This window comes from Rhizobium album (assembly GCF_003122325.1).
Taxonomy (GTDB): Bacteria; Pseudomonadota; Alphaproteobacteria; order Rhizobiales; family Rhizobiaceae; genus Metarhizobium; species Metarhizobium album.
Map to the genome: position 1 here is coordinate 332,545 of NZ_QFBC01000004.1, position 24,443 is coordinate 356,987.

The following is a 24,443-nucleotide window of genomic DNA, read 5'->3' on the forward strand; positions in this document are numbered from 1 at the left end:
CGGAAAAGAGAAGGAGTCATTCGGCTTTGGCCGACGCCGGCGGGGCGAGCGTATCGGCAAGGTCCATGTGGCGGGAAACGATGATCTTTTCACCCAGCAGGCCGCGCGGCCGCAGGATGAGGGCGACCGACAGCAAAACGCCGATGCCGGTGATCTGCAAGGCCGCGGCGCGCGCCTGCTGTTCCGGCGGGAAGATCGCCTGGATGGCGCTGCCCGACAGCGCCCAGAGCGCCCAGATGACCACGCCACCGAGGATGGCGCCGAGATTGTTGCCGGAGCCGCCGATGATCAGCATGGTCCAGACCTGGAAGGTCAGGGTCGGCAGGTAGTTTTCCGGCGCGATGAAGCCGATGAAATGCGCCTGCACCGCACCACCCAGCCCCATGATGGCGCCGCCGAGCACGAAGGCCTGCAGCCGGTAGCGGGCCGGGCTCTTGCCGAGCGACGTCGCCGCCTCCTCGTCCTCGCGCACGGCGCGCAGCACACGGCCCCAGGGGCTGCGCACCAGCCGCTCCAGCGCCAGATACAGCACCAGCACCACGACGGCGATGGTGGCGAGGTTGGCGAAATTGAAGGCCAGCGCATTGCCGGCCAGCCCCCCGAACATCCGCGGGATGAAACCGATGCCGAAGGGCCCACCGGTCAGCCATTGCGCATTCAGCGCCACCAGCTGGATGGTGACGGCAACGCCGAATGTGGCGATGGCGAGGTAATCGGAGCGCAGCCTGAGCGTCGCCAGGCCGATGAAGCCGGTCACGGCGGCGGAGACCAGCATGGCGCCGCCCCAGCCGACGACGATCGGCAGGCCGAAACCACCAAAATGCATGTCGCTCGGCGGCGTGGTGAGGATCGCCGAGGTGTAGGCGCCGACGGCGGCAAAACCGGCAACGCCGACATTGAAAAGACCGGTCTGCCCCCATTGCAGGTTGAGCCCGAGGCAGAGGATGGAATAGCTGAGCGCCGTCGCCAGGAAAAAGGCGATGTAACCGGCCAGGCCAAGATTGAGGAGATCGAGCATCAGGATCTAACTCCGAACAGGCCGGACGGCCGCACGATGAGGACGACGATCAACAGCAGGAAAGCAATAGCGGCGCGCCATTCGGCGCCAACGGTCTGCACCGCCACCGCTTCGGCAAGACCGACGATCAGCCCGCCGATCAAGGCACCCGGCACGCTGCCGATACCACCGAGGATGGCGGCGGCAAACAGCGGTAGAAGCAGGTCGAAACCCATGTACGGACGGATCTGCACGAGCAGGCCGACCATGATGCCGGCGGCGCAGGCAAGCGCCCCGCCGATCATCCAGGTGATGTTGACGATGCGGGCGACATCGATGCCGGCCACCCGCGCCAGATCCGGATTTTCGCTGACCGCCCGCATGGAACGGCCGGTCTGCGTGCGGGTCAGCAGCAGGTGGATGGAAAGCACCAGTGCGGCGGTAAGCCCGATCAGCACCATCTGGTCGGGCGTGGCGCGGATGCCGAGGCCGAGTTGCTTGGCGATCTGCAGCTTCTTGCTGAAATAGGTCGGGCTGGAGGTGAAGAAAAATTCGAGCAGGCTGCGCAGCGCCATGGAAGCGCCGAAACTCGCCATAACAGCGGTGATGGCATTGGCGCGCCGCCGCAGGTGGCGGAAGAGCACGTAATCGAGGCCGAGCGCCAGAAGGCCGGTCAGCGCCATGGCGAAAACGGCGGCGACCAGCAGCGTCCAGCCGAAAGAAAAAGGGCCGATGGCCGGCACCGCGCCGCCCATGGCCCAGCCGAGAATGCCGGAGGTAAACAGCGTCGCATAAGCGCCCCAGGAGATGAACTCGCCATGGGCGAAATTCGAAAACCGCAGAATGGAATAGGTCAGCGTCACGCCGATGGCGCCGAGACCGATGATCGAGCCCGTCAGCAGGCCGTCGACGAGGAATTGCAGGTTCATGCCGGCACCTCCCTGCCGCGCAGCTTGCCGCCGCCGAGATAGAGCGCGGCGATGGCCGGATCGTTCCAGAGGTCGGCGGCGCCGCCCTCATGGGCATTACGACCTTCGGCGAGGATATAGGCGCGGTCGGCGATCGCCAGCGCCGCCCGGGCGTTCTGCTCGACCAGCACGATGGTGACGCCCGCCTTGCGGATGCCGGCGAGATTGACGAAGACCTGTTCCACCAGTTTTGGCGACAGGCCGGCGGAAGGTTCGTCGAGCATGACGACGCGCGGCGAGACCATCAGCGCCCGGGCGACCGCCACCATCTGGCGCTGGCCGCCGGAAAGCCGGCCGGCGAGAAGGTGACGCTGGCGGGCGAGATCGGCAAACATGCCGTACATCTTGTCGAGCTGCGGGGCGCGTTCGGCCTTTGGCAGGATACCGGCCGCCAGCCGCAGATTGTCCTCGACGCTCATCTGGCCGAAGACGTTTTCCGTCTGCGGCACGAAGGCAAGCCCTTCATGCACCAGCCGGTGCGCCGGCAGTGCGGCGATCTCCCGGCCCTCCAGCCGGACCGAACCCGACTGTTTCGGCACCAGGCCGGCAATCGACTTGATGAAGGTGGATTTGCCCGCGCCGTTCGGGCCGAGGATGACGACGATCTCGCCCGGCGCCACCGTCATCGAGGCGCCGCGGACGATCGGCACGCCGGGATCGTAGCCGGAAACGAGGTCGGTGACGGCGAGGATCGGCTGATTTTCAGCCTGCGGCGCGCTCATAACAGGTGCCCTCCGCCGAGATAGGCCTCGATCACCCTGGGATCGGCCGCCACCGCCTCGGGCGTGCCCTCGCAGAGCAGCTTGCCCGTCGCCATGACGAAGACATGGCTGCAGAGGCGGGCGATCATATCCATGTTGTGCTCGATGATCAGGAACGTCGTGCCGCGGCGATTGATCTCGACGATCCGGTCGATGATCACCTCCAGCAGGCTCGGATTGACGCCGGCCGCCGGTTCGTCGAGCAGGATGATGCTCGGATCGGCCATCAGCACGCGGGCGAGTTCCAGAAGCTTGCGCTGGCCGCCCGAGAGCACCTTGGCCGGCTGGCGGGCGAGATGCGTCAGCGTCACGAAGTCGAGCAGCGCCATCGCCTTGTCGTAGGTTTCCTTTTCCTCGCGGGCGACGCGGCCCGGCATGATCCAGTTCGGCAGGATGCGTTCGCCGGCCTGGTTCTGGCGGCCGAGCATGACGTTTTCCACCAGCGACATGTTGGGAAAGGGTTTTGGGATCTGGAAGGTGCGCCCGAGGCCGAGGGTGATGCGCCGGTGCGCCGGGCTTGCCTCCACCGCCTCGCCCCCGATCAGCACCCGGCCGGCGGTTGGGCTCATGGCGCCGGCGAGCAGGTTGAACATCGTCGTCTTGCCGGCGCCGTTCGGACCGATCAGGCCGACGATCTCGCCCCGACCGATCGACAGCGACACACCGTCGACGGCAGCGATGCCGCCGAAACGCTGCACCACGTTGTCCGCGGCAAGCACCGGCCTTTCCTGCGTGCGCTCGCGCCGGCCATCCGGCGGCGCTGCCCCTGTCTCATGCATTCGGCGCAACTCCGAAAAAAGAGTTTGATCTTCAATTTCTGATCACATATCTTAAATCATACGGTAACGCGCACTTAACCCTCTGGCAAGAGTGATCCGGGCAGGCAGATGGCGGATTTTTCAAGGGTGCTGAACATCAAAGGGGGGCCGCCGCAGCCCGCGCCTTTGCGCGACAAGCTGACGCCGGTCGTGCGCGAAACGGTGCAGGACCGCGTCTACCAGCAACTGCGCCAGGCGCTGATCTACGGGCTTTTCGACCCCGGCCAGGTGCTGATCATCCAGGATATCGCCGTGTCGATGCAGACCAGCACCATGCCGGTGCGTGATGCCCTGAGCCGGCTCATATCCGAACAGGCGCTGGAGGCGCTGCCAAACCGCTCCGTGCGCGTGCCTGTGATCGATCCGAAGCGGCTCGACGATCTCCTGAAGGCGCGCATCGTTATCGAGGGCGCGGCGCTGGAGCTTGCCACCCATCGCATCACCGACGAAGAGATCGAGGCGCTGCACCCGCTGATCGGCCATTACGACGAGGCGCTGGCGAACCGCTCGGACTATCCGATCGAGGAGGAACTGGATCTCAACAAGAGTTTCCATTTCCGCATCTACCAGCATTCCGGCTCCGACGTCTTGTTTCCGATCATCGAGAGCCTGTGGCTGCAATCGGGCCCCTATGTGCGCGCCGCCGTGCTGAAGTTCGATCCGAAGAGCGAGATATCGGCGCTGCATTATCACCGGGAAATCCTTGCGGCGCTGAAGGCGCGGGATGCGGAAGCCGCCAAGCGGGCGCTCGCCTCCGATATCAGCCGCGCCTTCGACCTCTTGCGCGATACGCCGCTGACCGACAGCGAACCGGCGCCCCCGGCCAAGAGACGCTACAGGCGCAAGACATGACGACGAACAGGGTGGAACGGATATGACGGCGACGGACGACGGTTTCGAGCTTTACGACCTGCGTGTCGAGGCAGTGGTGCCCGAGGGCAAGCCGATCTATTGCGGCGCCAGGCCGGGCGACCATTTCGAGCTGCGCGGCGAGATGCTGAGCCTGCCGCCCGGCCAAGGCTTTTCCATCTATTCGCTGGCCGCGGTGCTGCCGCTGCTCGCCGCCAAGCAGCGGATGACCCATAAGAACGACTGGATGACCAGCGATGCGGAAATCGCCTGCCCCGACCCCAACTGCGCCAGCCGCCTGAAAATCGTGCGGCTCGGCAAGCGCCGTTTCAGCCATGCCGAAACCACCGCCGTGCCGCTGCCCAAGGAAGAGTGAAAAATGACTGCCAAGACCTACGACCTCCGCCCCGGCTATACGATTTCCCGCGTCATTCGCGGTGGCTGGCAGCTTGCCGGCGGCCATGGCCCGATCGACCGCACACAGGCGGTGGACGACCTGATCGCCGCTTATGACGCCGGCCTGACGACCTTCGACTGCGCCGACATCTATACCGGCGTCGAGGAACTGATCGGCGATTTCCGCGTCAAGCTTGCCGACAAGCGCGGCGTCGATGCGGCGACGAAGGTGAAGGTGCACACCAAGATGGTGCCGGACCTCGACGTGCTGCCGCGCATCAGCAAGGCCTATGTCGCCGGCATCGTCGAGCAATCGCTGAAACGGTTGCGGGTCGAGCGGCTGAACCTCGTGCAGTTTCACTGGTGGGACTATGCCTTTGCCGGTTATCTCGATGCCTTCGGCTGGCTGAACGAGCTGCGCCAGGAAGGCAAGATCCAGAACGTCGGCGGCACCAATTTTGACATGCCGCGGGTCAAACAGGTGCTGGAGGCCGGCATTCCGCTCGCCAGCATGCAGGTGCAATATTCCGTGCTCGACAACCGGCCCGAACACGGCTTTGCCGACCTCGCCGCCGCAAACGGCATCACCCTGCTCTGTTACGGCTCCGTCGCCGGCGGTTTCTTGAGCGACCGTTGGCTCAGCGTACCCGAGCCGGAGATGCCGCTCGAAAACCGCTCGCTGGTGAAATACAAGCTGATCATCGACGATTTTGGTGGCTGGGACCTGTTCCAGGACCTTTTGCGCACGCTGAAATCGGTCGGTGATCGCCATGGCGCCGACATCGCCACCATCGCCAGTGCCTATATGCTGGAGCAGCCGGTGGTCGGCGCCGTCATCGTCGGTGCGCGCAACCAGGCGCATGCGCTCGCCAATGCGAAGATCATGGACATCGCCCTGACGGAAACCGACCGCGCCGCGATCGCCGCCGTGCTTTCGCGCCGCAGCGGCCCGGACGGCGACATCTACACGCTGGAGCGCGACCGCCACGGCCGCCACGGCTCGATAATGCATTACAACCTCAATGCGGGACGGCACTGATGACATCGACCCTTCTCGATATTGCCCGACAGGAAATCGTCGAACTGCACGAATTCTTCGTCCGCTGGTTCGTCGATGACGGCTCACCGGCGCCCGATTTCTCCCGCTTCGAAAAGGCCATGGCGGCCGACATGACGATGATTCCGCCCGAAGGCGTCATCCTCGATCGCGCCGCCGTCGTCGAGCACGTGCGTTCGGCGCGCGGCAAGGTGGCCGGCGATTTCTCGATCACGATCGAGGACGTCTGGTCGGCCTATGAAGATCAAAACAGTATCCTCGCCTGCTACGTCGAGGTGCAGTGGCGCAACGGCCAATGGAGCCGCCGCCGCTCCAGCGTGCTTCTTTCCAAAAATTCATCGGCGCCGCTCGGTATCGAATGGCGGCATCTGCATGAAACCTGGCTGCAGGCGCCGAATGCATCACAGGCTGTTTAATCGTTCGAAATCCAGAGTGTTAAAACAAGGGGAACCCGCATGAAAAAGACGCTTCTTTCTCTCTCCACCGGCCTGGCGATGCTTATCGCCGCCGGTGCCGTCCAGGCCGCCGATTGCAAGATCACCGTCGGCCTCGTCATGGAACTGACCGGACCTGCCGGTGAATACGGCCAGGCCGGCGCCAAGTCGGTGGAAATGGCCTTCCGCGACATCAACGAAGCCGGCGGCGTGCGCGGCTGCGATCTCGTCACCGATACCCGCGACAGCCAGAGCCAGGGCAACGTCGCCGTCGACGCGGCAACGCAGCTGGTACAGGTCGGCAAGGTACCGGTCGTCATCGGCGGCATCATCTCGTCGGTGTCGATCCCGATCCTGACCTCGGTCACCGGCCCGGCCAAGGTGGTGCAGGTCTCACCCGCCTCCTCCTCGCCGACGCTGACGGCGCTCGGCCGCGACGGCAAGACCAACGGCGTCTTCTTCCGCACCATCACCTCGGATGCGCTGCAGGGCGTCGCCGCGGCGAAATACGCCCTCGACCAGGGTTTCAAGAAGCTCGCCGTCATCCACGTCAACAACGACTTCGGCGTCAACATGGTCTCGGAATTCTCCCGCGCCTACAAGGCGCTGGGTGGCGAGATCGTCTCCGTCACGCCCTATAACGAAAAGCAGTCGAGCTACCAGTCGGAAGTCACCAAGGCGATGGAAGGCGGCCCCGACGGCCTCTACCTGATCAGCTATCCGGTCGACGGTGCGACCATCGCCCGCGCCTGGATCTCGCAGGGCGGCGTGCAGAAATTCCTGCTCAACGACGGCATGAACAGCGCCGACTTCATCTCGGCCGTCGGCGCCGAATATCTGAACGAAGCCTACGGCACCTCCTCGGGCACCAGCCCGACGAAGTCGACGGAATATTTCAACGCCAACTACAAGGCCTTCTCGAACATCGAGCCGTCGAATCCTGCGGCCGACCGCTCCTACGACGCCGGCGCCATCGTCGGCCTCGCCATCGCGGCAGCGGGTTCGGAAGACCCGGCGGCGATCCGCGATGCGATCTACAAGGTCGTCGATCCCGCGGGCGAGCCGATCTTCGCCGGCAAGGAGGAGTTTGCCAAGGCGCTCGGCCTGATCAAGGACGGCAAACCGATCAAGTATGAAGGCGTCATCGGCCCGGTTTCCTTCGACAAGTACGGCGACATCACCGGCCCGTTCCGGCTGTGGAAGGTGACGGACGGCGAGGTCAAGACCGTCGGCGAGATGACCACCGACGACGTCAACACGCTGAAGGCCGAAGTCGACAAATAATCCAGTAATCCCGGCAGGACGAAGAGCCCCGGAGCCCGGCTTCCGGGGTTTTTCTTTTCAAGTCTTTTTGCCTGGAACCGGTCTGCGGTGAGGATTTCCATCTTTCACTGGCACAAACTCGACAACTGGTATAATGAGTATATCAACAATCGATTTAATTGCGCCGCTGGGGGACACGGCGACACCATTTCCCGCTTTCCAACCGCTTTAATCCCGCCTAACCATGAAGCGTGCCAAACCGAGACCGACCATGAGCCCGCGATCCGAACCCATCGTCCGCCGCAAACTGTCCGACGAGGTCTTCGACCGCCTCGAGCGCCTGATCACCTCAGGCGAACTGCAGCCCGGCGACGAGATGCCGTCCGAGCGCGAACTGATGGAACGGTTCGGCGTCGGCCGGCCGGCGATCCGCGAGGCGATGCAGTCGCTTGCCAATATGGGGCTGGTGGCGATTTCCCACGGCGAGCGCGCCAAGGTGTTGGAACTGACGGCGAAATCGCTGTTCCGGCAGGTGGACCTCACCGCCAAGATCATGCTGGCGAAATCCTCCGATACGCTGGAACACCTGAAGAATGCCCGCATCTTCTTCGAGCGCGGCATGGCGCGGGTGGCCGCCGAAAAGGCCTCGCCGCAGGACATTGCCGATCTGCGCGTAATCCTGGAGCGGCAGCGCGCTTCGCTCGGCCAGGCCGAAGCCTTCATCGCCGCCGACATGGCGTTCCATACACGCATCGCCGAGATTTCCGGCAATCCGATCTTTGCCGCCGTCAGCGAATCTATGCTGGCCTGGCTGAAGGAATACCACACCGAAATGCTGATCTGGACCGGCAAGGAAAAGTTCACGCTGGCCGAGCACGAGGAGATCATCCACTGTCTGGCGCAGAATGACGCCGACGGTGCCGAACAGGCGGTGCTGAAACACCTGGAGCGGTCGCGGGCGCTCTACGCGCTGAACAACGCCCGCTCCACGGAAGAGTGAGGCGCCGATAGCCGGTCTCCGGCTCGAAAGCCGTATCGCGCCGCGGTCGTTTGCGCTATAGCCAGCCTCGATTGACCAGTACAGTCCGGAGTTTTCCATGGCCGCCACCATCCGCACCCACGAAGGCGACATTTCCGCCGCCGATGCCGCCCGCTACACCGGTGATATCGCCATCGACACCGAAACGCTTGGCCTGGTGCCGCGCCGCGACCGGCTGTGCGTGGTGCAGCTTTCGCCGGGAGACGGAACCGCCGACGTCATCCGCATCGCCGCCGGCCAGACCGAGGCGCCGAACCTCGTCGGCCTGCTCGCCGATCCGACCCGCCGGAAAATCTTTCATTTCGGCCGCTTCGACATTGCCGTTCTCTTCCATACCTTCGGCGTGACGACAACGCCGGTCTTCTGCACCAAGATCGCCTCGCGACTGGTGCGCACCTATACGGACCGGCACGGTTTGAAGGACAACCTCAAGGAGATGCTCGAAGTCGACATCTCCAAGGCGCAGCAATCCTCCGACTGGGCCGCCGCGACGCTGTCGCAGGCGCAACTGGAATATGCCGCCTCAGACGTGCTGCACCTGCATGCCCTGCGAGACAAGCTGACCGAACGGCTGGTCCGCGACGGGCGCAAGGATCATGCGGAAGCCTGCTTCGCCTTCCTGCCGACCCGCGCCAAGCTCGACCTGCTCGGCTGGGACGAGACGGATATTTTCGCGCACAGCTGAACCCGTGTAAAGCATGATACATCTTTGAATTGTTTATTAACGCCGCATTAAGCGTCGCGATCTATTTTCGAGCATATTTCAGAGGCAATATTCTCGGAGGTGTTTCGTGCTGCTTCCCACCCAACAGGCCGGCGGCGATTTCCTGACCGGCTTCATGCGCAACATGCTCGAGCAGATCGAGGAGCGGCGCGCCGAGGACGCGGAAAAGGCAAGCGGCACGAAGTCCACCAAGGACGACGATCTTCTCAAGGCGAAGATCAAGTCGGACAAGGCCCGGCAAACGGCGAATGCCAAGATCAACGAGCATTTCTTCGGCGCGTTGCAGAACGACCAGAACCGCATGGCCGAGTTGATCTCGCGTTTCTCGAACGCACTCGGCGTCGCCCAGGCGGATGGCGAAACCGCCACCGATTTTGCCGACCGGCTGCAGGACGCCCTGACGCTGGTGGGAACCGTTGCAAAGAACTATTCCAACGGCGACGCCATTCCGATCGGCCTGAAAACCCTCAAGGTCTCGACCGAAGATCTCGTGGCAGTGCTGGATGGCACCTTTCCGGAGGGAGAAGAACCGAGTTCGATGACGCTTTATGCGGCCCGCATCGTTTCCGCGGCCGGTGTCAGCACCAGCAGCGACACATTCTACGACGATGTGGTAAAAGCCCTGACGGATTATCGCCAGACGCTGGCCAATTCCGTCGAGGACGTGGAAAAGCAGTCGGGCCTGACCGACCTCGGCATTTCCGCCGCGCAACTGATCGAAGCGATCCGCCATCCCTGGGGCGAGACGGCGCGGGCCGTGACCAAGGCCTTAGACGATCAGGCCGTACAGGACAAGACCCTGACCAAGGACATCGCCAAGGCCATCCAGCGCCTCGAAGACGTCGCCGATCCGAAAACCCTCGCCGAACTGAAGGTCGAGCGGACAGAAACAGATCCGACGCAGGTCGAGGACGAAGAAACCCGCCAGGAACGCGAAGCCGATATCAAGACGCAGGAGGTCTTCGAAAAGGTCGAGGACGTCAAGGACGCGCAGGACGCGATCAGCGAAAGCAACGCGGCCCAGCCGGGACCGGGCGAGGCCGAGCCGGCGGCCGATGCCACGGAAATCATCCAGGCGCTCGCCGCCAGTGCCGAGGCAATCGAACAGAGCGACGACAGCAGCAAGGCGGAAACCGCCGAAGAGCCATCCGCCGTCGACGACGGCGACCCGAAAACGCTCTCGCGCGACGAACAGATCGCCATCGTCGTCGAACACACGCCGGAATCGGCCATGCAGGCGGCGGCAGAAGCCGCCAACGACATCGTCGCGGTTTCCGTCGACGAGATCGGCATCTACGAAATCCTGAAGAAGCAAAAACAAGCCGCTTGAGTTTATTGAGCGGCTTTTACCCCGTTGTTAAGCATTTTGGCGTTTCATAGGCGCCGGCAGATCGGGGCAGATCTCCGCGAGATATCTGCGAGTGCGGTATCATTTGTGTGTTGTGAGTAGGAGTAGGAATGGGAAGTATTTTCCCGGCGGTTCAGGGTTCCGAGGATTTTACCTCGACATCCCTGGACCTGGGTGAGCAGGCCGATATGTTTGCGGCATTGCTCGATCCCGAAACAGCAAGCGCGTTCGATCCCCGCTCGACCGAACCGTCCTTCAACGACAATTCCCACGACGATTACACCGGCATGCGCGGCATGGCGGCGCCATCGGCAAAGAGCGTCAAGGGAACATGGCTCGATGCTTTCCAGCGCGAGAACATGGATGACTACCAGGTGGAAACAGGCCATCTCACCGCCGTCAATTCCGATGAGGCCGGCCTCTACCGGTTGTTTCGCAATCTTTCCCCCTGAAGCACAGGCTTGAACTCGCTCCGGCAAAAAGCGCGTGCGCGTCCTGCCGGCTGTGCGTTTCAAGCCTCTGCGGCACGGGTGCGGATATCGTCGAAGGTCTGGTCGACCAGCAGTTCGCCGTCCTTCCAGACGGGTATCAGGCTGTTGGCCTGGCGGCCGAGTTCATCGAGCCGGATGCCGGCGAGATCGCCGAGCTGGTGCGTGACAGCAAGGCGACCGCTCTTCGACGCCTTCTCGTTCATCATCGCCGGGCGCTTGGCGATATCGTGCCAGTGACCGGCGGCGTCCTGGCGGGCACTGGCCTTCATCGTGAAGGAATAGCTGTCCCGCGTGACCTTCTGCATCAGGCCCGAGCCCATGCCGAACAGGATGTTTTCGGCGGAAAAGCCTGCCGCCTCCATGCGCCCGAGCACCATGGCGATATCCTGCCCCGAAACGCCGTCGCCCTGCAGCACGCGGACATTGTCGTTGATGACCTTGAAACCCTTGGCATTCAGATGGGTGCCGAAGGCATAAGCCAGCTGGGCCACCACCCGGACGGGCGTATCGATCGGATCGCCGCTGTCGGGGCGGACGATCAGCGTGCCGCCGGCAGCCCGGACCCTGTCGATCAGTTGCTTGCCCCAGATCTCCGCCACCGCATTGTTGATGTCGTAGCTGTCGGAAACCACCGAATAGGTTCCCGTGCCGAATTTCTCGATCATGTTGGCATAGGCTTCCGCTTCACGCGGCTGGCCCCAGGAGGTCATCGTCGCATGTTCGGCCGCCGGAAACGACGTGCCGGCCATGCGCGCGCCGTAATATTTGCGGGCATAGAGAATGCCGGCGAGCGTATCGGTCGTCGCAAACTGCACGAGATGGGCAGCACCGCCCAGGCCGGCCTGCTCATGGCTGGTTGCCGCCCGCGAGCCGAAGTCATGCAGCAATGACGGCAGGAGCGCCGCCGGATCCTCGCAGGTCCGCTCCAGGAAGGGCATGAGCATGTCCTTCAGCTTGCGGGCGTTGCTGGCGACGGAGGACGGATACCAGACGGCGCGCAGCAGCGCCGTCTCCAGATAGGACGTCACCCAGGCGCAGGCGGGATCGGTATTGACGATCTGCAGCATCGGCACGCCGCGCCGGACGACGGTTCCCTCCGGCAGCGCCTCGATCGCCACCGGCATATGGCCGCCATGGCGTTCGACGATGCCGAGCCAGCCTTCCCGGTTGAACGGCAGGCCGTGGGCGACGGAAACCTCCGCAGCCTCCAGGATGTCCATCTTGGTTACAGGTCGGGCGAGATATTCCTTGAGGAACATCTGCAACCCGAAGAACACCACCTCGGGTCGCGGCGACAGGCCACGTGCCTCGATATAGGAGGAGATCGCCCGGGTATCGCCAGGATACTGCAGGTAATGACTGAGCTTGTAGCTGTCGGTGTTGAGGATGGGATTGACAGGGCTCATGGCGGGTTCCGACAGGCAGGGTTGATGCGGGCGGGCAGCATGAAGCGGCACGACGATGGTATCTATAGCAATGGCCGGCGGTTGGCATCGTCATTAGCGTTTTATTAACCATTGGATGATAAATTAAAGGTTAATAAAGGAGCATTCACAGGTGCTATGAAGCACCACGCGGCTTTCGGAGTTTGCGATGGAATGCCACGGACCGCATGAGCGGCCTTGTTGAACCCCTGCTTTCATCGCCACCGATACCTGAAGGAGTCACCATGCTGCCTCCGCTTCGCTCGTCGTCCAGTTCGAATTCACAATACCAGAACCAGGCAAGCCTGAACACGTCGGGCCAGGCCGTGTCCGTCTCCACCTACAAGGTGCATTTTGCCGGGGGAGATCGCGACCCGAATTCCAATGCCGCCGGCAAGCTGAGCGTCCTGCTTCTCGCCGGTCGCGACCGCATGACCGATCACCTGGCGATGCTGGCCGATATCGTCGGCGAGACCATCGACATGCCCCGCAAGGACGGGGAAAGCAGCGTCGACTATATCCAGCGCCTCAGCGAGGCGATCCGCAGGCTGACACCGGCGCAGCGGATGGAGGTGGAACGGCAGCTCAACCAGGCAATCCAGGGACTCAAATTACGCTTCCTGCTGGCGGCCTTCCAAAATCCCACCGGTCCGGAAGCCGCCCGCATCGCCGCCTACCTGGAAACGGCCCGCAACGTCGAGCGTGATCTCGCGGCAAAATCCGTGGTGACCTCCTACCGGCAGCACGAAGAAGCCGAAATCCCTCGGGCCCAACAGCCTGACGCGGCTATCGCGCAGCCTGCCCGCGACAGCGCCGCCACGCCCACGCCCGCCGCAGCGGCCGACACGGCTGACACCGGCGAAACCGCCACAGACCATCAAACCACGACAAGCCAGGCATCTGCGGCAGAAGCGCCGACCGAAGAAACACAGGAAGGGGAAACATCCATGCGACGTGAATTTCCGGAGCAATATCTGCTCGAAGCAGAACCGGAAACCCAGGCCACCCCTTTTTCCGAGCTATCGGACAAAACGCCCGATGCCCGCAGCTTGCAGGACATGCTGAAAAAGGCGTTCCAGCAAGGCGAAAGCAGCGACGACGCCATCCAGGCCAAGGCGACGGCGCAACTGCGCGAGGAAGCCTCGCGGGCAGCGCTGCTCGACATCGCCTCCGGTTTCGAAGCCATCCAGGAGGAATTGACCGAGTTCGATTTCGACGCGCAGGCCTCGCTGCCGACCCGCGCCGAGACCTCGGCGAAACGTAACGCCGATAACCGTCCGCAGCAGACTTTCGAGCAGGCGGAACCGCAGGAAGCCAACCGTGGCCAGACTGCCGCCCGCCAGCAGACAACGGCCGTCAATGCCGCGACACTGCGCAACATCTTTACGCCCAACCCGATCCGGGAAGGCGACTATCATCCGACCCTTTACGTTCTCAAGGGCTGGACGGAACTGGCCACACCCGAAGGGCAGCTGCCGCTGGACGAGATGACCGCGCCGCTTTCCCTTTCGGAGTCGGAAATCGAAATGGCGGCGATCCGTTTCTCTTCCAGCGCCGCAAAGGCACCGGTTGGCGGAACGGCCGAGCCGCCGATACCATCCTTGGCCGTTTCGGAAACCGAAGCCGATGCGGAGGCGACACGGGCCGAACGACACGCGACGGCAACAGACGGCGCGGCCGCCAAGACCGCTCCGACCCTGATCGAAAAGCAGGTGCTCATGCAGCTGGCGCTCGCCGCCCGCGACGGCATTCCCTATCCGCTTGTCGGATATCCGTCGGCGCAGGAACTGCTTGCCGACGACACCGAGGAAGCACGCCGGCGCGAGGATGACGAGAACGCCGAGGATGACGAAGACCGGCGAAACGACGAAGAGCGACAGGCCGGACAGGACGACGAACAGCTTTCCCACGAGGAGACGGACGACCTTTCGCCACTCGCCGACAACGACGATGATGCCGAACGCGCCCATGACCTCTACCAGCGCATGGCAGGCTGGTCCTGAGGCTGGCCTCCCACAGCCCGACAGGCAAAACGCCATGAAAAAACCCGCCGGGAACTGCTCCCGGCGGGTTTTCTTATTCTGTTGAGGCCTTGGCCGCCGATGATTATTCGGCGTTGCGGTTCTTCAGAGCCGCGCCGAGGATGTCGCCGAGCGACGCGCCACTATCGGACGAACCGAACTGGGCGACGGCTTCCTTCTCTTCGGCAATTTCCAGCGCCTTGATCGACAGAGTGATCTTGCGATCCTTCTTCGAGAAGTTGGTCACGCGCGCATCGACGGTTTGGCCGACCGAGAAACGCTCCGGACGCTGCTCGTCGCGGTCACGCGACAGGTCCGAACGGCGGATGAACGAGGTGATGTCTTCGTGGTTGACGAGACGCACTTCGATGCCACCGTCGTTGACGGCGATGACTTCAGCCGAAACGACGGCATTCTTGCGCAGTTCGCCGGAAGCGGCGGCATCGCCGACCGAATCCTTGCCGAGCTGCTTGATGCCGAGCGAGATGCGCTCCTTGTCGACGTCCACATCGAGAACGACGGCGCGAACGACGTCACCCTTGTTGAACTCTTCGATGACCTGTTCGCCCGGGCGGTTCCAGTCGAGGTCGGAGAGGTGCACCATGCCGTCCACGTCGCCGTCGAGGCCGATGAACAGGCCGAATTCGGTCTTGTTCTTGACTTCGCCTTCGACTTCCGTGCCAGCCGGATGGCTGTGCGCGAATGCCTGCCACGGATTCTCGAGCGTCTGCTTGAGGCCGAGCGAGATGCGGCGCTTGGACGGATCGACTTCGAGAACGACGACGTCGACTTCCTGGCTCGTGGACAGGATCTTGCCGGGGTGGACGTTCTTCTTGGTCCAGGACATTTCCGAGATATGGATCAGGCCTTCGATGCCCGGCTCCAGCTCGACGAACGCACCGTAGTCGGTGATGTTCGTGACGGTACCGGAAATCTTCTTGCCTTCCGGATACTTGGCCGAGATGCCATCCCACGGATCGCTCTCGAGCTGCTTCATGCCGAGCGAGATGCGGTGGGTTTCCTGGTTGATGCGGATGATCTGAACCTTGACCGACTGGCCGATGTTCAGGATCTCCGACGGATGGTTGACGCGGCGCCATGCCATGTCGGTCACGTGCAGCAGGCCGTCGATGCCGCCGAGGTCGACGAACGCACCGTAATCGGTGATGTTCTTGACGACGCCGTCGACAACCTGGCCTTCTTCGAGATTCTGAACGATTTCAGAACGCTGCTCGGCACGCGATTCCTCGAGAACCGTACGGCGCGAAACGACGATGTTGCCGCGGCGCTTGTCCATCTTGAGGATTTCGAAGGGCTGCGGAATGTGCATCAGCGGGGTCACGTCGCGGATCGGACGGATGTCGACCTGCGAACGCGGCAGGAAGGCGACGGCGCCGTCGAGATCGACGGTGAAACCGCCCTTGACCTGGTTGAAGATGACGCCTTCGACGCGCTCGCCAGCTTCGAACTTGACTTCGAGGCGGGTCCAGCTTTCTTCGCGGCGCGCCTTGTCGCGCGACAGAACGGCTTCGCCCAGCGCGTTTTCGATGCGCTCGACGTAGACTTCGACTTCGTCGCCGACCTTCAGCGTGCCGTCCTTGGCCTTGGCGCCGAATTCCTTCAGCGCGATACGGCCTTCGACCTTGAGGCCGACGTCGACAATGGCGACGTCCTTCTCGATAGCCGTGATGATACCCTTGGCAACATAGCCTTCGGCCAGATCGTTCTTGGCAAAGGACTCTTCGAGAAGGGCTGCGAAATCCTCACGGGAGGGAGTAGCTACAGACATAAAATCTCCTGGTGTGTCCGGTTACGGACACGGCGCGCCGGTGGTTGGCGTTGAACAGGCCTGAACCCAGTCCGCCTCACTGTCAGAGGCTATCCGGCGCATGGACGGAATTTCAGGCTTTTGTCAAAACTAACAGGCCTCGTGCAAGAGCACGCAAACCCGGTAACTTTTAGGCATTCTGGCTCAGGGCCGCGTCGATGATCGATTTCGCCGCCTGAAACGCGGCCTCTATACTCATTTCCGAGGTATCAAGCAAGTGTGCGTCTTCAGCCGGTTTCAGCGGGCTGTCGGCACGCCCCATGTCACGCGCGTCGCGCTGCTTCACATCGGCGAAGATCGCCTCGTAATCGGCTGCCGCGCCCCGGGCGAGGATCTCGTCGTAACGCCGCTGCGCCCGAACCTCCGGCGAGGCCGTGACGTAGAGCTTGACCAGCGCATCCGGGCAGACAACCGTGCCGATATCCCGGCCATCGAGCACCGTGCCCGGCGCCTTTTTCGAGAAGGCGCGCTGCGCCGTCACCAGAGCCTTGCGAACCGACGACATCACGGCAATCTTCGAAGCCGCCTCGCCGATCTCGTGTTTCGACAGGATATCGCGATCGAGCCCCGCCAGTTCAAGGGTTTCCGCCACTTTCGCCGCCACCGGCTCGTCATCGAGCGGCAGGCCCGCATCGAGCAGCGCCTTGGCCGTGGCGCGGTAGGTCAGGCCGGTATCGAGGTGGTGAAACCCGTAGGTCTCGGCAATCCGCCGCGACAACGTCCCCTTGCCGGCCGCCGCCGGGCCGTCGATGGCGATGACAATGGTCAAGCGGCCGCGCCTTCGTGAACTTCGATCTTCGCACCCAGCCGCGCCATCAGGTCCATGAATTCCGGAAAGCTGGTGGCGATCATCGTTGCGTCGTCCACCGTCACCGGATGTTCGGACGCCAGGCCCATGATCAGGAAACTCATGGCGATGCGATGGTCGAGATGGGTGGCGACGGCAGCACCCGAGGCATTGCCCAGGCCCTTGCCGCCGGGCACGCCGCGCACGACCAGCGTGCTTTCGCCCTCGTCGCAATCGACGCCGTTGAGCTTCAGGCCGTTGGCGACGGCGGAGAGGCGGTCGGATTCCTTGACGCGCAACTCTTCGAGACCGTTCATCACGGTCGCGCCTTCGGCAAAGGAGGCCGCAACGGCCAGAACCGGATATTCGTCGATCATCGACGGCGCCCGGTCTTCCGGAACCGTGACGCCCTTGAGCTCGGAAGAGCGCACGCGCAGGTCGGCGACATCCTCGCCGCCGGCGAGCCGCGGGTTGAGGACTTCGATATCGGCGCCCATTTCCTGCAGCGTCAGGATCAGGCCGGTGCGCGTCGGGTTCATCAGCACGTTGAGGATGGTGACATCTGAACCCGGCACGAGCAGGGCCGCCACCAGCGGGAAGGCCGTGGAGGACGGATCGCCCGGAACGTCGATCGTCTGGCCGGTCAGCTTGCCGCGGCCTTCGAGGCGGATGGTGCGCACGCCGTCGCTGCCGGTTTCGACCGTCAGGTTGGCGCCAAAACCCTGCAGCATCTTTTCCGTATGGTCGCGGGTCATGATCGGCTCGATCACCGTGGTGATGCCCGGCGTGTTGAGACCGGCAAGCAGCACGGCCGACTTCACCTGGGCGGACGCCATCGGCACGCGGTAGGTGATCGGCGCCGGCGTCGCCGGTCCGTGCAGCGTCACCGGCAGGCGATCGCCATCGGCGGACGTTACCTGCACGCCCATCTGCCGGAGCGGATCGAGCACGCGGCCCATCGGCCGCTTGGTCAGCGAAGCGTCGCCGATGAAGGTGCTGTCGAAATCATAGACGCCGACAAGGCCCATGGTCAGGCGGCAGCCGGTGCCGGCATTGCCGAAATCGAGCGGGGCTTCCGGTGCCAAGAGCGCGCCGTTGCCGGTGCCGTCGATGATCCAGACGTCGCCATCCTTGCGGATCCTGGCGCCCATGGCCTGCATCGCCTTGCCGGTGTTGATGACGTCTTCGCCTTCGAGCAGGCCGGTGATGCGCGTTTCGCCGGAGGCCAGGCCGCCGAACATGAACGAGCGGTGCGAGATCGACTTGTCGCCGGGGATGCGGGCGGTGCCGGACAGGTTGGACGAGCGGCGTGCGGTGGCGGGTTTGGCGGCGGCCCCATGCGACATGGAAAAATCCTTTGCAAAGCGCTTCATTCTTCCGCACAGTCCCCTGACCTCTCACGGCCGGGCGGCGGCTTCGGCGGGGTCGTTAACACAAACTCCCGGTGCGGTCATCCGCCCGGCTCCAGAAAAAGCAGGCGGAAGCGGCATAAAGTTTGCTTTGACATAAGAAGCCGCAACGATTAAGGGGACCGGCTGATAAATTCCCTTAAAACGCCGGCTAAAACGGCATTTGCCGAATCTTTCATTCGGACATTCTCACGAGGCTTTGACAGTGGCAAAAGCGGAACTTGGAACCAAACGCACCGATCCGGACACCGGCAAGAAATTCTACGACCTGAACCGGAACCCGATCGTTTCCCCCTACACCGGCAAATCCTGGCCGTTGTCCTACTTCGAGGAAAGCTCGGTCGCCGCCATCATGGAGAAGGCCGAGGACGAGGAGGTCGCGGAAGTCGATACCGAAAGCACGGAAGTCGAACTGGTGTCGCTGGAAGACGGCGACGATGCAGCCGGCGGCGACGACCTGCCCGACATGGGCGATGACGACGTCGATATCGGCGACGATGACGACGACACCTTCCTGGAAGCCGACGAGGACGAAGACGAAGACGACGTCAGCGGCATCATCGGCGTGACCGGTGACGACGACGACGTTTAAGCATTTGATTGTGCCCGGCGAGCAAAAAAGTCGCCGGGCATCGTTTTTTGGGCTTGCACTCTGCGAAAACCGGAAGTAATAAGCCGCCACCCCGACGGAAACAACGCCTTCGGACTTCCCGGACCCGGTTCGCCGGACCCAAAAGATGGGGCTATAGCTCAGCTGGGAGAGCGCTTGCATGGCATGCAAGAGGTCAGCGGTTCGATCCCGCTTAGCTCCACCAATCACTTTGTCAGTGATATTTTATCTTTAAATACAGCATGTTACCAAATTGGCATCGCGCCTCGCGTACCCCGGTTCGTACCCCATTCGAGTACCCCGCATTTTAGCGCTGGCACATGAAGCCTCCCGGCAGGCTCATGTTGTGCAATCGCCCATGCGCCTGCTTGGCGGCTTCTCGCCTCCCCAACATCAAGCAGGATACGAAATGAAAAACTCTGCCGGTCTATTCCCCCACGCCGCCTTCAATACCGCGCTCGACATCCGCGATGCCTTCCGCCGCCGCTTCGCCATCGAATATTTCTCTGACCCCGCCAGCGGCGCATTCCGGGGCGTGTTCTTTCGCTTGCCCTTCATCAGCCGCGATATCTGGATAGAGCGCTGGGAGCGGTCGGTCGGCTTCGCTATCGAGCGGATGGACAGCAGCACCATCCAGCTCTTCGCGGGCCGTATTCAGTGCGTCATCGCCGCTACAGCGCAGCCAGAGCGGGCGAGCAACGAGGGGGCGCTGTGACAATGGTCGCTCTTCTCTCCGGCATCGGTGCATTCATCGGAACGAACTCGGCTATCGGCATCGCCCGCGCCATCGCCAGCAGCATGAGCCAATTTATGCTGGTGCTGCTGCGCTTCTCCTACTTCTCCCTGCCTATCAGGATGGTCGGGTGGTTCGCGGCAACGTGGGCGGGCCTGAGCGCCTACGATGCCATGAGCGGGTTTTGAGGAGGCGACAGCATGCGCATTCGCATCATCGCTAGCCGCAACGCGATTAGAGGCGGCATCACCTACCACGCCGAACGGCAGGCGAAATTCCTCTGGTGGACCTATTGGACGTATGTCCAGGGGTCGCTGCAGGAGACGGCAGAAGAAGCCGAAAGAGTGGCGAGGGAGGAACTGAAGCCGGTGCCGCCAGCGAGGGAAATGGATATTTGAGGATGGGCTACGCTGGGGCGATGGGGGATTAGGACCCCCTATAGCATGCCTCACCGACCGCCGCCCTTGCGGCGCACCGAACCGCCGCAGCGTATTTCCGCCAGTTGGGCCGCCTTCTTGTGCTCTCCCACGGCCAACTCCCAAAGGAAAATTATGGACGCATCCAAATTGGACATGGAGAAATTCCGTAAGGTTCGCTCATTAATAGAGCGCGGCGGTACGGAAGGCGAAAAATCAGCAGCCAGAAACAAGGCCGAGGTTTTGGCGAAGAAAGCCGGATTGACGCTTGAAGAGGCGCTGAGGGCCGATGATGCCGACCAGCGGAAAAATGCGAGTGCTGGCAGTGGAACGTCGCAGTGGCAGGCCAATGAGGCGCAGAAGAAGCGAAATGAAGAGGACCGAGAAAAGCGGGCGCAGAAGAGATTCGAGGAGGCTGAGAAGATGTACGGCCCCTATGAGGATGCTTTCAGAGAGACGGATATTGAAATCCGGCTCAATATTGCCTTGCAGGCACACGCCGTCTTTCGGAAATTCACTGGAAGCGATGAAGAATATATCCACGGGTATCACGGCTGGGAGCGGGGTGATTTGTCAGCGTCCATTGTGGACGCGCTCCATTTCGCCCATCCCGTCCCCAAAGACATCCCTGGAGCCTGGAAGGAACATATCTATTGGGATAATCTAAGCGCAAAAAGGTATGCTTATGACGAGTATTATGAGCATCCTGTATATGTCCGATGCCGAGAAGAATTGCTGGGGTCCATTTTGGACAACATGCCTGTGAGGGATTGGCGCGACTTCGACATCCGCATGAAATGGCGGCTGGAGCAAGTGGAGGACGGGTGGGCATCAACCTACGAGGAGAGTCTTGCGCAACACAAGCGCCTTGAAGACGACATGCGCATACTGAGGCAGGCAGCAGAAGCTACCCTTCATCCGTCCAAAGTGGACGCTGTAGCCACTGCGACAGAAGGCGATAACCCATCGTCTGGCATCCATAGTGGACGGTCTTCCACAGCCGGACATGTGACCGGCACAGGCCAACGCCGCTCTGCCGTTCTCAAGCTCTTAGAAACCAGCCCGGAGCTTTCCGACCGGGAGATTGCACGGCGATGCGGTGTCAGTCCGCAGACGGTTGGCAGCTATAGACGCAGTCTGGCAATCGCCAGCAAGGTCGCGTAAATCTTCTCCGAAGCAATCTGGACGCAATGCTGGCTCAACCGGCAAGCCTACCATTGGTCCTTATAAGCGAAGCAGCATCCATTCTGGACAGCAACGCAACTTGGGCAGGGTTCACCGGTCTGGATATCAATGTCCAATCTGGACGGCTCTTTCCGTTGAGCTGTGACTAAAGCTCCCCCTTGAATTCCCTACGAACTTTCTCCCTCGTCACATGCCGAACGGCTGCGACCAATCGCAAGGAACACTATGTCCGAAACAGGAACCGAAAACTCTCTCACCAATGCCCGCCGCTATCGTATTCACACGGATGGAGGTTGCCGCCGCAATCCCGGCCTCGGCGGCTGGGGTGCCGTCCTCCAGATCGTCGAAAGCAATGCAGATGGCGAGACCATTGTCAAGGAGGCTGAAACCAAGGGAGCCGAACCGCAGACCACCAACAACCGAATGGAGCTAATAGCCGCCATCAAATCTCTGGAATGCCTTTCCGACAAATCCATGCCTGTGACCGTGGTCTCCGATAGCGAATATCTCGTGAAGGGCATGAACGAATGGATAAACGGCTGGATACGGCGGGGCTGGAGAAACGGCAAAGGGAAGCCGGTCGAAAACCTCGATCTGTGGCAGCAGCTCGATACGGTCGCCCAGGTATTTCATGAAATCCGCTGGGAATGGATTAAGGGCCATGCCGGGCATCCGTTGAATGAGCGAGCCGACCAGCTTGCAAATGCCGCCATGGACGCGCTTGAGGCGAAGCTGAAAGCGCGGCGGAAGCTGCGTAGCCCGCAAGGGCGAGCAGTGATGGTAAAAACAGCATAGTCCTCAAAGCTAGCAACAGCATAAACGCTGTTTACACCACAGCGACTCACTGACGGGCGGAGCCATCTATTGGCTGCCCCACACGATTGCATGCCTAATGCGCACCATAGGCCGCCTAAGCGTCAACTAGAGCCATGCGCGTTGTCATGAGACCAAAAGGAGAAAGACCATGGATGGAAGCTGCGGTCTTCTTTTCCAGCGAAACGGGAGTTAGGGCCCCCTATAGGAGAAGAGGTAAGGTTAGATAAAGCTGATATAACAGGATATCTTATAAGATGGATATAACAGGCAACACTACAGCATTGCTTTAAGTACCTCTCATCATCCGAACGGACGGTGGAAGATCTGATCGGTCCCGACGACTGAAACATCCGAAGACACAAGTTTGTCAACGGCTGTTTGAACCTCAAGGTCGGTAGGCATGTAGCTCGTGCCTACCGGCTCAAGGAAGTCCCTGCCGAAAGCTTCCGCCCATTCGCCTGCATAAGCTGCCTTCTCTGTGCTTGTATCAAGCTCGCTCATGAACATGTGAGCGGCCATAGTCTTGTTGGCGAACGTATCCCTGTCAGCCCCTTGAGCCGCCAGTGCAATGTTGATTGCAATGTTTTCAATCGTCAGCGCACCGCTGGTTAGCTGCTCTGTCCAATAGGCCATGCCACCGTTTTCAGGAACACGGTTGAACAGGTCTTGGTAGAGGCTGGCGATCACATCGGCAGGCTCACTGCTGGCGAAACGGCTAAGATATTCGGGCGTGCCCGTTATATCTCCAAGGGTGGAGAAGTCGGTTCCCCCCTTGGTCTCATTCGAAAACCAGAGGAACCCCTCAGGGTCTGCAGGCCGTCCGAAGACTGCGATGTAGACGGCCATCGTATTGTTTTCTTGCATGCATTTCACTCCTTATGCGCGAATAACATAGCATGTCGAGGCTGTTATACAACCCAAGGAGAGGCCCGCACTTTGGTAGAGGTTAGACTGCCGTGGGCGGCACCGGGCCGAACTTCGGGATATTAAAAGCTTCGACCTGGGGGGCCGACCGGCAACGCTTCGGCAGCGGCATAGGTCACCACCGGAGCAACGCGCTCGGGCATCGTGACCGTGGCGTAAACGGTCACCTGTTCGATGAGAATGGTTTCGCCCGGTGCCTCGTAGGCAAAGCGGCGGGCGGTTTCTTCGGCGGCTTCAGCGGTCTTCTCAGTCCACGAGACGCCGCTGGGGAGGTGGATGCGGTAGCTCATGCAATGACCCCTTCAGCCAGCATGTCCTTGAACACGTAGGTCGGATAGACGTTGATCTTGCCGTAAGCGTTGTTGCGGCGGCTGCTGTACTTGATGCCCCGCTCCCGGCAGTATGCGCTTGCCCGCATACCGATCTCCGGTGACGACGCTTCGATATCGAACTTGTCGGCAGCTTCGAAGGCGGTGATGAGCTTGCGGATGCGGCGCTCGTCCTTCGGCTTTTCGTTCGGGGCCTGATTACGCTCGGCCAGAAGCTGGGCCAGGAGCTGGTTGGTCACCGCCTGCTGCTGCATCATGAGGTCGAACATCTGGGCGAACGCCTCGGGCAGAGGCATGCCCTGCCGATCATCCGCATGTGCATTGTCGCGGGCTTCCTCGTTGAGGAGATAGCCTCCCGTCTTGCGGATGGAGGGGAGGACATCGCGGGTGACCCAGTCTTGGAACTTGCGGGCCTCGGGTTTGTCCGAGCGCATGATTAGCTTGTAAAGGCCGCTTTCGGAGACAAGCACCACACGTCGCGGTGCCACGGCCTTGCCGACCCTCACTTCAATCCGATTGAACTGAGTTTCGTCTGCATTCAGCTTCTGCACGAGCATAGTAACGTTTGGGTTTCCAGCAGGGCTGAGGTAGGAGCCAGTGATGAAGCAGACATCCCGCGCCACGAACCACGGCTCGCCTTCCTGCATGATGACGCGCAGCTCAAGGCCGGAAAAATTGAAAGTGTGAAGATCAGAATTGGTCATGGGTGTACCTTCCCGGAAGTCGGGTTCAAAAGATTGATGAGGATTTGAGGGGGTCAGCGGTTGCGACCGGTCAGCCGGTCGAGGAGCGTGCGCTGGGGCGCGAAGTGCCTGC

The 24,443-nt window shown here is 61.9% G+C and carries 26 protein-coding genes, 1 tRNA gene and 1 pseudogene; 17 read left to right on the forward strand and 11 right to left on the reverse strand.

What is annotated here, in order from left to right; all coding sequences use genetic code 11:
• Positions 1-16: 16 nt before the first annotated feature.
• The 4 genes from DEM27_RS12320 to DEM27_RS12335 are packed head-to-tail and all read right to left on the reverse strand — an operon-like array spanning position 17 to position 3,505.
• Complete coding sequence (locus DEM27_RS12320) at positions 17-1,018, reverse strand: branched-chain amino acid ABC transporter permease (RefSeq protein WP_109458525.1); 1,002 nt, start codon at positions 1,016-1,018, stop codon at positions 17-19.
• Positions 1,018-1,926 (reverse strand): branched-chain amino acid ABC transporter permease, encoded by a 909-nt coding sequence (locus DEM27_RS12325; protein ID WP_109458526.1) that lies wholly within the window; start codon positions 1,924-1,926, stop codon positions 1,018-1,020. Before DEM27_RS12325 ends, DEM27_RS12320 begins: the two co-directional genes overlap by 1 nt.
• Positions 1,923-2,687, reverse strand: coding sequence for an ABC transporter ATP-binding protein (locus DEM27_RS12330; RefSeq protein ID WP_109458527.1), 765 nt, complete (start codon positions 2,685-2,687; stop codon positions 1,923-1,925). Before DEM27_RS12330 ends, DEM27_RS12325 begins: the two co-directional genes overlap by 4 nt.
• Positions 2,684-3,505 (reverse strand): ABC transporter ATP-binding protein, encoded by an 822-nt coding sequence (locus tag DEM27_RS12335; protein ID WP_109458528.1) that lies wholly within the window; start codon positions 3,503-3,505, stop codon positions 2,684-2,686. Before DEM27_RS12335 ends, DEM27_RS12330 begins: the two co-directional genes overlap by 4 nt.
• A 108-nt stretch (positions 3,506-3,613) precedes the next feature.
• Here DEM27_RS12335 and DEM27_RS12340 point away from each other — a divergent pair, with 108 nt between their 5' ends.
• The 9 genes from DEM27_RS12340 (at position 3,614) to DEM27_RS12380 (ending at position 11,106) form a co-directional block, all read left to right on the forward strand.
• Positions 3,614-4,396 carry a GntR family transcriptional regulator gene (locus DEM27_RS12340; RefSeq protein ID WP_109458529.1) on the forward strand — a complete coding sequence of 261 codons (783 nt, stop codon included), beginning with the start codon at positions 3,614-3,616 and terminating at the stop codon, positions 4,394-4,396.
• A 22-nt stretch (positions 4,397-4,418) separates the two neighbouring features.
• Positions 4,419-4,769 (forward strand): TIGR04076 family protein, encoded by a 351-nt coding sequence (locus DEM27_RS12345; RefSeq protein ID WP_109458530.1) that lies wholly within the window; start codon positions 4,419-4,421, stop codon positions 4,767-4,769.
• A 3-nt stretch (positions 4,770-4,772) separates the two neighbouring features.
• A complete protein-coding gene (locus tag DEM27_RS12350; RefSeq protein ID WP_109458531.1) occupies positions 4,773-5,828 on the forward strand; it encodes an aldo/keto reductase in 1,056 nt (351 codons plus the stop codon).
• The gene (locus DEM27_RS12355; RefSeq protein WP_109458532.1) at positions 5,828-6,262 is read left to right on the forward strand and encodes a DUF4440 domain-containing protein; all 435 of its coding nucleotides are present in this window, start codon (positions 5,828-5,830) and stop codon (positions 6,260-6,262) included. The genes DEM27_RS12350 and DEM27_RS12355 overlap by 1 nt, the downstream gene beginning before the upstream one ends.
• Positions 6,263-6,301: 39 nt before the next feature.
• Complete coding sequence (locus tag DEM27_RS12360; protein ID WP_109458533.1) at positions 6,302-7,564, forward strand: ABC transporter substrate-binding protein; 1,263 nt, start codon at positions 6,302-6,304, stop codon at positions 7,562-7,564.
• Between the two features lie 250 nt (positions 7,565-7,814).
• Positions 7,815-8,543 (forward strand): transcriptional regulator NanR, encoded by a 729-nt coding sequence (locus DEM27_RS12365; RefSeq protein ID WP_109458534.1) that lies wholly within the window; start codon positions 7,815-7,817, stop codon positions 8,541-8,543.
• Between the two features lie 97 nt (positions 8,544-8,640).
• Positions 8,641-9,267 carry a ribonuclease D gene (locus DEM27_RS12370; protein WP_109458535.1) on the forward strand — a complete coding sequence of 209 codons (627 nt, stop codon included), beginning with the start codon at positions 8,641-8,643 and terminating at the stop codon, positions 9,265-9,267.
• A gap of 106 nt (positions 9,268-9,373) precedes the next feature.
• Positions 9,374-10,636 (forward strand): hypothetical protein, encoded by a 1,263-nt coding sequence (locus DEM27_RS12375; RefSeq protein ID WP_109458536.1) that lies wholly within the window; start codon positions 9,374-9,376, stop codon positions 10,634-10,636.
• 128 nt (positions 10,637-10,764) lie between these two features.
• Positions 10,765-11,106, forward strand: a complete 342-nt coding sequence (locus DEM27_RS12380) for a hypothetical protein (RefSeq protein WP_109458537.1) — start codon at positions 10,765-10,767, stop codon at positions 11,104-11,106.
• A gap of 59 nt (positions 11,107-11,165) precedes the next feature.
• Here the strand turns inward: DEM27_RS12380 and DEM27_RS12385 are convergent, their stop codons facing one another.
• A complete protein-coding gene (locus tag DEM27_RS12385) occupies positions 11,166-12,551 on the reverse strand; it encodes a nicotinate phosphoribosyltransferase (protein ID WP_109458538.1) in 1,386 nt (461 codons plus the stop codon).
• A 263-nt stretch (positions 12,552-12,814) separates the two neighbouring features.
• On the opposite strand from DEM27_RS12385, the gene DEM27_RS12390 reads away from it, so the two are divergent.
• Positions 12,815-14,572: a hypothetical protein gene (locus DEM27_RS12390; protein ID WP_109458539.1), complete on the forward strand. Its 1,758-nt coding sequence runs from the start codon at positions 12,815-12,817 to the stop codon at positions 14,570-14,572.
• Positions 14,573-14,675: 103 nt separating this feature from the next.
• Here the strand turns inward: DEM27_RS12390 and rpsA are convergent, their stop codons facing one another.
• The 3 genes from rpsA to aroA all read right to left on the reverse strand — a co-directional run bounded on the left by rpsA (position 14,676) and on the right by aroA (position 18,551).
• Positions 14,676-16,379 carry a 30S ribosomal protein S1 gene (rpsA, locus tag DEM27_RS12395; RefSeq protein ID WP_109458540.1) on the reverse strand — a complete coding sequence of 568 codons (1,704 nt, stop codon included), beginning with the start codon at positions 16,377-16,379 and terminating at the stop codon, positions 14,676-14,678.
• Positions 16,380-16,548: 169 nt separating this feature from the next.
• Complete coding sequence (cmk, locus tag DEM27_RS12400; RefSeq protein ID WP_109458541.1) at positions 16,549-17,187, reverse strand: (d)CMP kinase; 639 nt, start codon at positions 17,185-17,187, stop codon at positions 16,549-16,551.
• The gene (aroA, locus tag DEM27_RS12405) at positions 17,184-18,551 is read right to left on the reverse strand and encodes a 3-phosphoshikimate 1-carboxyvinyltransferase (RefSeq protein WP_109458669.1); all 1,368 of its coding nucleotides are present in this window, start codon (positions 18,549-18,551) and stop codon (positions 17,184-17,186) included. Before aroA ends, cmk begins: the two co-directional genes overlap by 4 nt.
• Before the next feature lie 268 nt (positions 18,552-18,819).
• On the opposite strand from aroA, the gene DEM27_RS12410 reads away from it, so the two are divergent.
• From DEM27_RS12410 to rnhA, 7 genes are all read left to right on the forward strand, one after another.
• Positions 18,820-19,206, forward strand: coding sequence for a TIGR02300 family protein (locus DEM27_RS12410; RefSeq protein ID WP_109458542.1), 387 nt, complete (start codon positions 18,820-18,822; stop codon positions 19,204-19,206).
• A gap of 147 nt (positions 19,207-19,353) precedes the next feature.
• Positions 19,354-19,429: transfer RNA gene (locus DEM27_RS12415), tRNA-Ala, on the forward strand.
• A gap of 204 nt (positions 19,430-19,633) precedes the next feature.
• The gene (locus DEM27_RS12420) at positions 19,634-19,939 is read left to right on the forward strand and encodes a hypothetical protein (protein WP_109458543.1); all 306 of its coding nucleotides are present in this window, start codon (positions 19,634-19,636) and stop codon (positions 19,937-19,939) included.
• Positions 19,940-19,941: 2 nt separating this feature from the next.
• Complete coding sequence (locus DEM27_RS12425; RefSeq protein ID WP_109458544.1) at positions 19,942-20,145, forward strand: hypothetical protein; 204 nt, start codon at positions 19,942-19,944, stop codon at positions 20,143-20,145.
• Positions 20,146-20,157: 12 nt separating this feature from the next.
• Positions 20,158-20,355, forward strand: a complete 198-nt coding sequence (locus DEM27_RS12430; RefSeq protein WP_109458545.1) for a hypothetical protein — start codon at positions 20,158-20,160, stop codon at positions 20,353-20,355.
• 153 nt (positions 20,356-20,508) lie between these two features.
• Positions 20,509-21,537, forward strand: coding sequence for a hypothetical protein (locus DEM27_RS12435; RefSeq protein ID WP_109458546.1), 1,029 nt, complete (start codon positions 20,509-20,511; stop codon positions 21,535-21,537).
• 246 nt (positions 21,538-21,783) lie between these two features.
• Positions 21,784-22,353, forward strand: coding sequence for a ribonuclease HI (gene rnhA / locus DEM27_RS12440; RefSeq protein WP_109458547.1), 570 nt, complete (start codon positions 21,784-21,786; stop codon positions 22,351-22,353).
• A 321-nt stretch (positions 22,354-22,674) separates the two neighbouring features.
• On the opposite strand, the gene DEM27_RS12445 is transcribed toward rnhA, so the two are convergent.
• The 3 genes and pseudogenes from DEM27_RS12445 to DEM27_RS35345 form a co-directional block, all read right to left on the reverse strand.
• Entirely contained in the window at positions 22,675-23,238 is a 564-nt protein-coding gene (locus DEM27_RS12445) for a DUF4214 domain-containing protein (protein WP_109458548.1), read from the reverse strand.
• Between the two features lie 122 nt (positions 23,239-23,360).
• Entirely contained in the window at positions 23,361-23,588 is a 228-nt protein-coding gene (locus tag DEM27_RS12450; RefSeq protein ID WP_109458549.1) for a hypothetical protein, read from the reverse strand.
• A 371-nt stretch (positions 23,589-23,959) separates the two neighbouring features.
• A pseudogene (locus tag DEM27_RS35345) lies at positions 23,960-24,331 on the reverse strand (BRO-N domain-containing protein); the annotation flags it as partial.
• Positions 24,332-24,443 lie beyond the last annotated feature (112 nt).

Bases quoted from the DNA above. Each gene is read 5' to 3' on its own strand.
- DEM27_RS12330 (WP_109458527.1), bottom strand. From the start codon at position 2,687: ATGAGCGCGCCGCAGGCTGAAAATCAGCCGATCCTCGCCGTCACCGAC.
- DEM27_RS12380 (WP_109458537.1), top strand. From the start codon at position 10,765: ATGGGAAGTATTTTCCCGGCGGTTCAGGGTTCCGAGGATTTTACCTCG.
- DEM27_RS12370 (WP_109458535.1), top strand. From the start codon at position 8,641: ATGGCCGCCACCATCCGCACCCACGAAGGCGACATTTCCGCCGCCGAT.
- DEM27_RS12445 (WP_109458548.1), bottom strand. From the start codon at position 23,238: ATGCAAGAAAACAATACGATGGCCGTCTACATCGCAGTCTTCGGACGG.
- DEM27_RS12325 (WP_109458526.1), bottom strand. From the start codon at position 1,926: ATGAACCTGCAATTCCTCGTCGACGGCCTGCTGACGGGCTCGATCATC.
- rnhA (WP_109458547.1), top strand. From the start codon at position 21,784: ATGTCCGAAACAGGAACCGAAAACTCTCTCACCAATGCCCGCCGCTAT.
- aroA (WP_109458669.1), bottom strand. From the start codon at position 18,551: ATGTCGCATGGGGCCGCCGCCAAACCCGCCACCGCACGCCGCTCGTCC.
- DEM27_RS12435 (WP_109458546.1), top strand. From the start codon at position 20,509: ATGGACGCATCCAAATTGGACATGGAGAAATTCCGTAAGGTTCGCTCA.
- DEM27_RS12335 (WP_109458528.1), bottom strand. From the start codon at position 3,505: ATGCATGAGACAGGGGCAGCGCCGCCGGATGGCCGGCGCGAGCGCACG.
- DEM27_RS12390 (WP_109458539.1), top strand. From the start codon at position 12,815: ATGCTGCCTCCGCTTCGCTCGTCGTCCAGTTCGAATTCACAATACCAG.
- DEM27_RS12420 (WP_109458543.1), top strand. From the start codon at position 19,634: ATGAAAAACTCTGCCGGTCTATTCCCCCACGCCGCCTTCAATACCGCG.
- DEM27_RS12385 (WP_109458538.1), bottom strand. From the start codon at position 12,551: ATGAGCCCTGTCAATCCCATCCTCAACACCGACAGCTACAAGCTCAGT.
- DEM27_RS12345 (WP_109458530.1), top strand. From the start codon at position 4,419: ATGACGGCGACGGACGACGGTTTCGAGCTTTACGACCTGCGTGTCGAG.
- DEM27_RS12360 (WP_109458533.1), top strand. From the start codon at position 6,302: ATGAAAAAGACGCTTCTTTCTCTCTCCACCGGCCTGGCGATGCTTATC.
- DEM27_RS12425 (WP_109458544.1), top strand. From the start codon at position 19,942: ATGGTCGCTCTTCTCTCCGGCATCGGTGCATTCATCGGAACGAACTCG.
- DEM27_RS12450 (WP_109458549.1), bottom strand. From the start codon at position 23,588: ATGAGCTACCGCATCCACCTCCCCAGCGGCGTCTCGTGGACTGAGAAG.
- rpsA (WP_109458540.1), bottom strand. From the start codon at position 16,379: ATGTCTGTAGCTACTCCCTCCCGTGAGGATTTCGCAGCCCTTCTCGAA.
- DEM27_RS12340 (WP_109458529.1), top strand. From the start codon at position 3,614: ATGGCGGATTTTTCAAGGGTGCTGAACATCAAAGGGGGGCCGCCGCAG.
- DEM27_RS12355 (WP_109458532.1), top strand. From the start codon at position 5,828: ATGACATCGACCCTTCTCGATATTGCCCGACAGGAAATCGTCGAACTG.
- DEM27_RS12350 (WP_109458531.1), top strand. From the start codon at position 4,773: ATGACTGCCAAGACCTACGACCTCCGCCCCGGCTATACGATTTCCCGC.
- DEM27_RS12320 (WP_109458525.1), bottom strand. From the start codon at position 1,018: ATGCTCGATCTCCTCAATCTTGGCCTGGCCGGTTACATCGCCTTTTTC.
- DEM27_RS12430 (WP_109458545.1), top strand. From the start codon at position 20,158: ATGCGCATTCGCATCATCGCTAGCCGCAACGCGATTAGAGGCGGCATC.
- DEM27_RS12365 (WP_109458534.1), top strand. From the start codon at position 7,815: ATGAGCCCGCGATCCGAACCCATCGTCCGCCGCAAACTGTCCGACGAG.